Raw genomic sequence first — 8,828 nt, forward strand, 5'->3', positions numbered from 1 at the left:
CGGTCCGTACACCGACACCACACGGGCACGACCGAGAGGAGCAGCGCGTGATCACCGCAATCGCACGTCGTCTCCGGGCGGCACGGGAGTCCGACGAGGGCTTCTCGATCATCGAGGTCATGGTCGCGATGACCATCTTCGCGATCATCGCCGCCGGGGTCGCGATGGGCATCGCGTCGACGCTGTTCCTCACCCAGGACAACCGCTCCCGTGAAGCGGCGCTGAACCTCGCGAACCAGGCGCTCGACGCCGCGCGCAGCACCAAGGACGTGTTCACGCTCGACGACGACACGTCCCAGCAGGCGATCGGTGCCCAGAACTACACGATCACGCGCACCACCAACTGGATCAACTCCGACGGCACCGACAACTCCTGTGGCGCCGGCAGCGGGGTGCTCGCCTACAAGCGCGTGGCCGTCACGGTGTCGTGGTCGAGCCACTCCTCGCCGAAGCAGAAGCGTGTCGTCATCGACTCGCTCATCGCACCGTCCTCGGCGGTCTCGAGTGCGACGGCCTCGACCATCGTCGTCGGCGTGCAGACCGCCACCGGCGGCCCGAACCAGGGCGTCAACGTCGCGATCACCGCCCGTTCGGACGGCGCCAAGAGCCTCCCGGCCCAACCGGCGGCGACCGATGCCAACGGCTGCAGCTACGCCCTCGGCGTCACGCCGGGCACGTACCGGATCACGATCACGAAGGCCGGCAACATCGACCCAGACGGGGCGCCTGCGCCGTACTTCGACGTGACGACCTCCACCGGTGGCGTCGGCAACAAGACCTTCACGTACGACCAGGGCATCAACGTCACGGTCGGAGCGCCGCTGAACGCCAACGGCAAGGCGGTCAAGCTCCCGACGTCCATGACGACGAGCTTCCAGAACGCCAGTGCGGTGAAGACGATCTCGACGACCTCCACGACCCTGTTCCCCTACTCCGACGGCTGGAACGTCGTTGCGGGCAGCTACACCTCGACCTGCACCGACGTCGACCCGACCGCGTGGAGCACGCCGACCGCGAGCAAGCTCGTCGTGTCACCGTTCGTCTTCACCGACTCGAACACGTCGCTGGGGACACCGGGCTTCAACCCGACGAGTGCGACCGCGGCCACCGCCCGCGCGCCGATGGGCATCGTCGACGTGAAGCTGAGCGGCCTCGACACCGTGCTGGTCGCGACGGTCAAGAACACGAGCCCGGCGGGCGGGGACCCCGGGTGCTCCCCGGCCACGACGTACTCGTTCACCGGGCTGAACAGCCTGACGCCGACCACCATCGCGCTGCCGTACGGCTCGTGGACGCTCCGCGGCAGCACTGCGCTCGGCGGACTGCTCAGCTCGAACAGCCAGACCGTGGGAGCGACGCCCGGTGTCCTGAACGTCAACACCTCGGTGAACGGCAACGTCGTCACCCTCGACCCGAGGACGGTGCCGACACCGTGATGACGCGACTGCAGCGCCTCCTGGCGCGGGCCCGGGGCGAGGAGCGCGGCCTCACGCTGTCCGAGCTCATCATCGCGATGTCGCTCTCGGTCCTGATCCTGACGGTGGCGGGTTCGTTCCTGGTGTCCTCGCAGAAGGCTGCGAAGGTCGCGAGTTCCGTCAGCGCCAACACCCGCGTCGCCGCGACCGTGATGAACGAGGTCGGCCGCAACCTGCGGGCAGCGACGGACAACCCGGTCTCCACCGGCGACGACTCGCAGTTCGCCTTCCAGTACGCGAGCGCCACCTCGGTCCGGTTCTTCGCCTACGTCAACCTCGACTCCAGCCTGTCGAAGGCGGTCGAGGTCCAGCTCACCCTGGACACGACCCGCAAGGTGATCACCGAGACCAAGTGGAACGGCACGGCGGTCGCCGGGAACTCCTCGTACTACTCCTTCCCGCTGGCGACCGGGTCGCTGCTGTCCGCGGCACCGAGCTCGACCCGCACGCTGGCGACGTCCGTGACGAGCACGTCCCTCTTCGCGTTCTCGGACGCGGCCGACACCCCGCTCGGCTCGTTGACGGCACCCGTCGCGGCCGTCGACCTCCCCGACATCCGCGCGGTCGACGTCAGCGTCACCATCGGCGCGAGCGCGACGGACCCGAACGCCGTGTCCCTGACCAACACGGCCAGCATGCCGAACATCGTGATGGGAGCCTCCTCGTGATCCGTCTCCTCCGGGCGATCCGCGCACGCGACGACGAACGTGGCGTTGCCTTGGCCGTGGTCGTCCTCATCGGCATGGTCGTGATGCTCCTCGTCGCGACGATGGTCGCCGTCGCGACGAGCGGCGCGCGCGTGACCTCCACCGACACGGCGTGGAACCGCGCGATCGCAGCGGCCTACTCGGGCGTCGCGGACTACCAGTCACGCCTCAACGCCGACAACACGTACGGCAACTACGGCCAGCCGAACGCGCCGTTCAGTGCCGCCAGCGGCACCAGCAGCTTCCCGAAGGGCACCGGCGGGAACCAGGCGTTCAACTACCAGTCGGGCACCGCGTGGGTGTCCGTCCCGACGGCGGACGGTTCGGCCAGCGACGCGTCCTTCCGGTACGCCGTGGACAACAGCAAGCTGTCGTCGCAGGGTGTCATCCGCCTGCAGTCGACGGGGCGCGCGGGCAACACGACCAGGACCGTGGTCGCGAACGTGCGTCCGGACGGCTTCTCCAACTACCTGTACTTCACGAACTACGAGTCCGGGGACCCGACCGTCACGAACGAGAAGGGCATCGGGACGGCGCCCTGCACGAGTGCGTACCGGCCCGCGGCGACGAGCACGACCTGCGACCAGATCCAGTTCGGGCAGAACGACACGCTCGAGGGGCCGGTCCGGTCGAACGACCAGATCAAGGCCTGCGGGGCGACGTTCAAGAGCACCTTCCAGAGCGTCTACGGCTGGACGAGTGCGAACTGTGGGACCGCCGCCGCCAAGTTCGCCTCGAACCCGGCGACCGTCTCGACGCTCACGCCCCCGTCGACGATCGGGGACCTGCGCGACTCGATGCGGTCTGACCTGCCGGCGACCACGGACACCGTGGAGGGCACCGGGTGCCTGTACACCGGCCCGACGAAGATCACCTTCAACGGCAACGGCACCATGACGGTCCTGTCCCCGCTGACGATCCGGAGCAACGTGACCGGAGCGACGGCGACGCCCGGAGCGCTGATCACCGGTGCACCGACGCAGCCGGACAAGTGCGGCCGACTCGCCGACCTCCGGAGCTCGGCCGGGGCAACGGTCCCGATCCCGAAGAACAACATGGTCTTCGTGCAGAACGAACCAGCGGCGCGGGCTGCCGGGACGGCTCAGGACCCGAACTACTGGAAGGGCAACGCCGAGACGAAGACCATCCCGACGGCCTGCGACACCGCGGGGACGGCCAGCCAGTGGACCAGCTCGAAGGCGAACGGCGTCGGGTACCCGTCCGTCGGGAACTCGTCGACGACGTCCGAGGCCGACCCGACGGCCGGTGCCGGTGCCAACGTCGTCACGCCCTACGGCTGCGACCGCGGTGACGTCTTCGTCCAGGGGACCGTCGACAAGGCCGTGACCGTCGCCGCGGAGAACTACGTCTACGTGACCGGCGACGTCAAGTACCCCTCCACCCGGTCGCCGTCGACGGTGCTGGGGCTCATCGGCCAGCGGGCGGTCTGGGTGTGGAACCCCGTGAACGCGGCTGGGAACCCCCTCCTGCCCGCCAACCGCGAGGTCGACGCGGCGATCCTGTCGAACCTCGGGACCTTCGTCGTCCAGAACTGGACGCGAGGGCCGACGGCCGGGCGCGGCACGCTGACGGTCAGCGGCTCGATCGCACAGAACTTCCGCGGTGCGGTCGGTCTCGCCAGCGGACAGGGCTTCGACAAGAGCTACCGGTTCGACCCCAGCCTGGCGACGTACACGCCGCCGAAGTTCCCGCAGCCGACGGTGACGACCTACCGCGTCGCGACCCAGGTGGAGTCGAAGACGGCGTACGACGTGAACGGAGCACCCGTCCCGTGACCGGGTCCGTGCTGTCCCTCGCGGCGATGGTCCTCGGCTTCGGCGGCGTGCTGGGCCTGGCGATCGGGTCGTTCCTCAACGTCGTGGTGCACCGCGTGCCGGCCGGTCTGTCGGTCGTCACGCCACCGTCGTCATGCCCGAAGTGCGGCAGCGGCATCCGCGGTGTCGACAACGTGCCCGTGCTCTCGTGGCTGCTGCTGCGCGGTCGCTGCCGAGACTGCGCGGCGCCGATCTCGGTCCGGTACCCCCTGGTGGAGGTCGGGACCGCCGCCTTCTTCGTCGTGGTCGCCCTGCGGTTCCTGCCGGACGGTGCTGCCGACGGCGCGACGGCGGCCGGGCAGACGGTGCTCCTCCTCGCGCTCCTCTACCTGGCAGCAGTCAGCGTCGCGCTCGCGCTCATCGACCTCGAGACGCAGCGGCTGCCGAACGCGATCGTGCTCCCGATGTACCCGGTCCTGGGCGTCCTGCTGGCCGGCGCCAGCGTCCTGACGGGCGACTGGGCGGCGCTGGTCCGCGGCCTCGGCGGGCTCGCCGTGCTCGGGGGCGTCTACCTGCTGCTGGCCATAGCGGTCCCGCGCGGGATGGGCATGGGCGACGTGAAGCTCGCCGGCGCACTCGGGCTCGTCCTCGCGTACCTCGGATGGGGCCCCCTCGCAGTGGGTGCTTTCGGAGCCTTCCTCCTCGGCGGTACCTTCGGCATCGTCCTCATGCTCGTGCGTCGCACCGGCCGGGGGGTCGGTATCCCGTTCGGCCCCTGGATGCTCCTGGGTGCGTGGACCGGGGCCTTCGCCGGCGAACCCGTCTGGCACGCCTACCTCGCACTCCTCGGTCTGGCCTGACGGCCGACCCACGCTCAGCACGGACCCGGAAGGAACACGACATGGCGAAGAACATCGTCGGCATCGACATCGGCGCGGACGTCATCCGCGCGGTCGAGGTCGCCGACGTCGACAAGCCGCAGCCGACGATCCTCCGGTTCGCCGAGATCGCGGCGCCCGAGGAGTCGACCAAGCACGGCGAGGTGCTCCAGGCGAACACCGTCGCCGGCGCGCTGAAGTCGCTGTGGGCGCTCGGCAGGTTCAAGAGCAAGGACGTCGTCCTCGGCATGGGCAACCAGCGGGTGCTCTCGCGCGACCTGACGGTGCCGAAGGCCCCCATCGCGCAGATCCGCGAGTCGCTGCCGTTCCAGGTGCAGGACATGCTGCCCGTCCCGGTGGGCGAGGCGATCCTCGACTTCTACCCGACGTCCGAGGGCACCGGTGAGAGCGGCCCCGTCGTGCACGGGCTCCTCGTCGCCGCGATCAAGGACGCGGTCCTCGCGAACGTCAACGCGGTGCAGCTCGCCGGGCTCAACCCCGTCGCCGTGGACCTGATCCCGTTCGCACTGACCCGCGTGTTGGCGCCCCGCGTCGCCGGCGCGGGGACCGTCGCGATCGTCGACTGCGGTGCGACCACCACCTCCGTCGTCATCGCGACGGACGGCATCCCCAAGTTCGTCCGGATCATCCCGACCGGGGGAGCGGACGTGACGAAGTCGATCGCCGCGCGCCTGGACATCGGCGTGCCCGAGGCCGAAGCGGTCAAGCGCCACTTCGGCCTGTCGGGTGTCACCCGCACCACGGACGACGTCCGCGCGGTCGCCGTCACACGTGAGGCCGTCGGGGAGCTCCTGCAGAGCATCCGCAACACCGTCAACTACTTCGCGAACACCCGGCCGGAGGAACCGGTCCGCGGGATCCTCCTGGTCGGCGGCGGTGCGGCCATGCCCGGACTCCGCGAGGGTCTCGGCGACTCCTCGGGTCTCCCGGTCGCCCTCGGCGACCCCTTCATCTCCGCTCGCGCCGGTCGGGGCATCGGATCCGACGTGCTCCGCGAGCGCGGCGGTGCCATCGCCGTCGCCTGGAGCCTCGCAGTCGGGAGCCGAGCAGCATGACCGAGATCATCGACGCACCGCCGACCGAGAGCGGGAAGCCACCTCGCCGGGCACGTGCCACCAAGGGGACGGCGCCTGCCGTCGCCCAGACCGACGTGGGGTCCGGCCGACGCCGGGGCCGGCAGCAGGTCGTCATCGGCGCGGCTCCCCGCGCGGACCTGCTCCCGAGCGAGGTCCACGTCCACCGACGCCAGCGCGCGACGGTCCGGCGGGCATGGGCCGGTGTCGTGGTCGTCGCGCTCGCGGTCGGACTCGGCGCGGCCGGAGCCGGCATGACGAAGAGCGCCGCAGACACCGAGCTCGCGGCCGCACAGAACGAGACGGTGAGCCTGCTCCAGCAGCAGCGCCAGTTCAGCGACGTCCGGTCGACGGAGAGCGCCACGGGGCTGCTCGAGGCGGCCCAGCAGGTGGGCGGCTCGACGGAGATCGACTGGTCCCCGATGCTCGGCTCGGTGCAGTCGAAGCTGCCCGCCGGTGTCCGGATCAGCGGTGTGACGGTGGACTCGGCGTCGGCGACCGTGGCGTACGCGCAGTCGGTCGACCCGCTGCAGGGCCAGCGCGTCGCGACGCTGACGATCGACGCCAAGACGACCGCCCTGCCCTCGGTGCCGGAGTGGCTCGACGCGGTGGGCACCGTGACCGGGTTCGTGGACGCCACGGCCAACTCCGTGACCCGCGACGACGCCTCCGGCGAGTACACGGTGAACCTCACGATCCACCTCGACGAGAAGGCGTTCGACGGCCGGTTCGCCGCGGACTCCGAGAAGAAGGACTGACCGATGTCACGCAACCGTCTCAGTCTGCTGCTCGCCGTCGTCGCGATGGCGGTGGTCGCCGTTGGGGGCTTCTTCCTCGCCGTCCAGCCGCAGCTCGCCCAGGCGTCGGCAGCGCAGACGCAGACGACCAACGTCGAGACGACGAACCACGCGAGCCGGGTCGAACTGGCGCGACTGCGCGAGCAGGCAGCCAAGCTGCCCGCGATGCGTCAGGAGCTCGAACAGCTGTCGGCGTCCGTCCCGGACGGTGCCGACCTGTCCTCCTTCATCGGGGACCTCGACGGGATCGCCTCCGCGTCCGGCATGGAGGTGTCCTCGTACACGACGAGTGACGCCGTCGCGTACGCCCCGGCCGCTCCCGCGGTGGCACCGTCCTCGACCCCGAGCGCATCACCCTCACCGTCGGCTTCCGCGTCGGCCGCTCCCGCCGCGACCGTGCCGTCCGCGCCTGCCGCGCCGGCCGTCGTGACCAACGGCGCGATCACCGGGGCGAACTTCTCCGTCATCCCGGTGACCGTCGCGGTCGACGGGACCTTCGAACAGGCGCTCGCGTTCCTCAACGGAGTGCAGCACGGCAAGCGGTTGTTCCTCGTCACGAGCATCGCCTCGGCGGAGAAGAGCGGCGAGGACGGAACGGCGTCGGACCAGTCGACCTGGACGTTCGGCGGCTCCATCTACGTCCTCGCCCGCTCGACCCCCACCGCTGCTGCCGCCCCCGCCGGCGGCTGACCCACCCCTCCACAGGGCGCCCTCCAACTGGGGCCCTCCACACCACGCCGAGGCCTCTTCCGCGACGGTCGTCGTCCTGCCTACGATGTTCCTGTCGCCGTGTCCTCGGCGCATCCCACCCCTCGGACGGTCGGCACGAATCGGCCGCCCCCCGTCGTGCCCGGAGTCGCGCGTGTTGTCTGGAATCGTGGAGTTCCTCGGATGGTTCGGAGCCATCACCGTCCTGTCCGGCTACATCCTGTTCTCGACGGGCAAGCTGCCGAACGGCCCGGTCTACCAGCTGTTCAATCTCGTCGGCGGGGTCGCCGTGGCCGTCAACGTCGCCGCCCACCACGCCGTGCCGTCGACCATCGTCAACGGCATCTGGGCGATCGTGGCCGTCGTCGTCCTGGTGCGGATGGGGCGGGCACGTCGCTCCGCCCGCCGGTCCGGGCTCCAGCCGCACCACGAGCTGACGACGGAACCGCCGGCCACCACCGCGGTGCTGCCCGTGATCGGTCCGGCCGTCCGCGACCACGAGTCCGGCGTGAGCGGCGACGGGCACGCGACCCCGAGCCTCCCGACGGCGACGGCGACGCCGACCCCGCCGGCAGCCACCCCCGCGCGACCGGCCGCACCGATGACCGAGAGCATCCCCGTCATCACCGCGACCATCGCCCTCGCCCTCGTGAGCGCCGCCCAGCAGCAGCACCCTGCGCAGGGCGGACTCGCCCGCACCGACCCGCACACCTCCTGAGCTCCCCCGACGCTACGATCGCTGCATGTCCCGATGGCTCGTGGCGACGATGACGTCCGTCCTGTTCGTCGCCCTCGTGATCGCCGTGACCGGTTTCGAGTCCCTGCTCGCGAACGTCGAGGTGATCGCCCAGTCCGACGCGACCCCGTACCTCGGCCCGGCCATGGTCGTCGGGGGAGCGGTCGTCGTCCTGTTCTCGACCGCGCTCGGCATCCGCGACGGCAACCCGGGCGTCACCGGACTCGTCGCGGCGGCCACCGCCTACCTGGTCATGCTCGGCATCGGGGCGGTCGGCTACGCGCTCATCCGGCACGACGTCGCGCAGCTCCTGGTCTTCCCCGCCGGGTACGCGCTCGGCCCGTTCGTCGTGAGCTCGGTCGTCGTCGCGCTCCTCTGTGTGGTCGGCGGGATCACCCTCGCGCGGCACCAGGCCAAGCAGTCGCAGTGACGTCGGTCGCCGGTAGGCTCGATGCTGCCGGAGGACCGAACCGGCAGTGACGACGGGGGATCCATGACCGACCAGCCGACCGCGCCCGGCCAGCCCGAGGACGGCCAGCCCGACGGCCACGTCGAGAACAGCCAGGCCGAGAACGTCCAGGCCGAGATCGGCCACCCCGACACCGTCCAGCCCGAGACCGGCTGGACCTCCGTTCCCCGGGTGGCCGACATCAGCGGC

Annotated in this window: 9 protein-coding genes; all 9 read left to right on the forward strand. The window is 70.7% G+C overall.

Annotated features, from left to right (window positions below):
* Positions 1-47 precede the first annotated feature (47 nt).
* The 9 genes from OXR63_RS15065 (at position 48) to OXR63_RS15105 (ending at position 8,600) form a co-directional block, all read left to right on the forward strand.
* Positions 48-1,436 (forward strand): type IV pilus modification PilV family protein, encoded by a 1,389-nt coding sequence (locus OXR63_RS15065; protein WP_267424573.1) that lies wholly within the window; start codon positions 48-50, stop codon positions 1,434-1,436.
* Positions 1,436-2,143 carry a PulJ/GspJ family protein gene (locus tag OXR63_RS15070; protein ID WP_267424574.1) on the forward strand — a complete coding sequence of 236 codons (708 nt, stop codon included), beginning with the start codon at positions 1,436-1,438 and terminating at the stop codon, positions 2,141-2,143. The genes OXR63_RS15065 and OXR63_RS15070 overlap by 1 nt, the downstream gene beginning before the upstream one ends.
* Entirely contained in the window at positions 2,140-3,978 is a 1,839-nt protein-coding gene (locus OXR63_RS15075; RefSeq protein WP_267424575.1) for a hypothetical protein, read from the forward strand. Before OXR63_RS15070 ends, OXR63_RS15075 begins: the two co-directional genes overlap by 4 nt.
* On the forward strand, positions 3,975-4,817 hold the full coding sequence (locus tag OXR63_RS15080) for a prepilin peptidase (protein ID WP_308202132.1): 843 nt from the start codon (positions 3,975-3,977) through the stop codon (positions 4,815-4,817). The genes OXR63_RS15075 and OXR63_RS15080 overlap by 4 nt, the downstream gene beginning before the upstream one ends.
* Positions 4,818-4,858: 41 nt before the next feature.
* Entirely contained in the window at positions 4,859-5,911 is a 1,053-nt protein-coding gene (gene pilM, locus OXR63_RS15085) for a type IV pilus assembly protein PilM (RefSeq protein ID WP_267424576.1), read from the forward strand.
* Entirely contained in the window at positions 5,908-6,687 is a 780-nt protein-coding gene (locus tag OXR63_RS15090; RefSeq protein WP_267424577.1) for a hypothetical protein, read from the forward strand. Before pilM ends, OXR63_RS15090 begins: the two co-directional genes overlap by 4 nt.
* A gap of 3 nt (positions 6,688-6,690) precedes the next feature.
* The gene (locus tag OXR63_RS15095) at positions 6,691-7,416 is read left to right on the forward strand and encodes a hypothetical protein (RefSeq protein WP_267424578.1); all 726 of its coding nucleotides are present in this window, start codon (positions 6,691-6,693) and stop codon (positions 7,414-7,416) included.
* Positions 7,417-7,603: 187 nt separating this feature from the next.
* A complete protein-coding gene (locus OXR63_RS15100; RefSeq protein WP_267424579.1) occupies positions 7,604-8,152 on the forward strand; it encodes a CBU_0592 family membrane protein in 549 nt (182 codons plus the stop codon).
* A gap of 25 nt (positions 8,153-8,177) precedes the next feature.
* Entirely contained in the window at positions 8,178-8,600 is a 423-nt protein-coding gene (locus OXR63_RS15105) for a DUF6121 family protein (RefSeq protein ID WP_267424580.1), read from the forward strand.
* The last annotated feature ends 228 nt before the right edge of the window (positions 8,601-8,828 follow it).

Origin of the sequence: Curtobacterium sp. GC_Cur_3 (assembly GCF_026544205.1) — a bacterium.
Taxonomy (GTDB): Bacteria; Actinomycetota; Actinomycetes; order Actinomycetales; family Microbacteriaceae; genus Curtobacterium.

What these genes read in the sequence shown, in the direction of transcription:
- OXR63_RS15070 (WP_267424574.1), top strand. Translation starts at nt 1,436, where the DNA reads ATGACGCGACTGCAGCGCCTCCTGGCGCGGGCCCGGGGCGAGGAGCGC.
- pilM (WP_267424576.1), top strand. Translation starts at nt 4,859, where the DNA reads ATGGCGAAGAACATCGTCGGCATCGACATCGGCGCGGACGTCATCCGC.
- OXR63_RS15090 (WP_267424577.1), top strand. Translation starts at nt 5,908, where the DNA reads ATGACCGAGATCATCGACGCACCGCCGACCGAGAGCGGGAAGCCACCT.
- OXR63_RS15095 (WP_267424578.1), top strand. Translation starts at nt 6,691, where the DNA reads ATGTCACGCAACCGTCTCAGTCTGCTGCTCGCCGTCGTCGCGATGGCG.
- OXR63_RS15105 (WP_267424580.1), top strand. Translation starts at nt 8,178, where the DNA reads ATGTCCCGATGGCTCGTGGCGACGATGACGTCCGTCCTGTTCGTCGCC.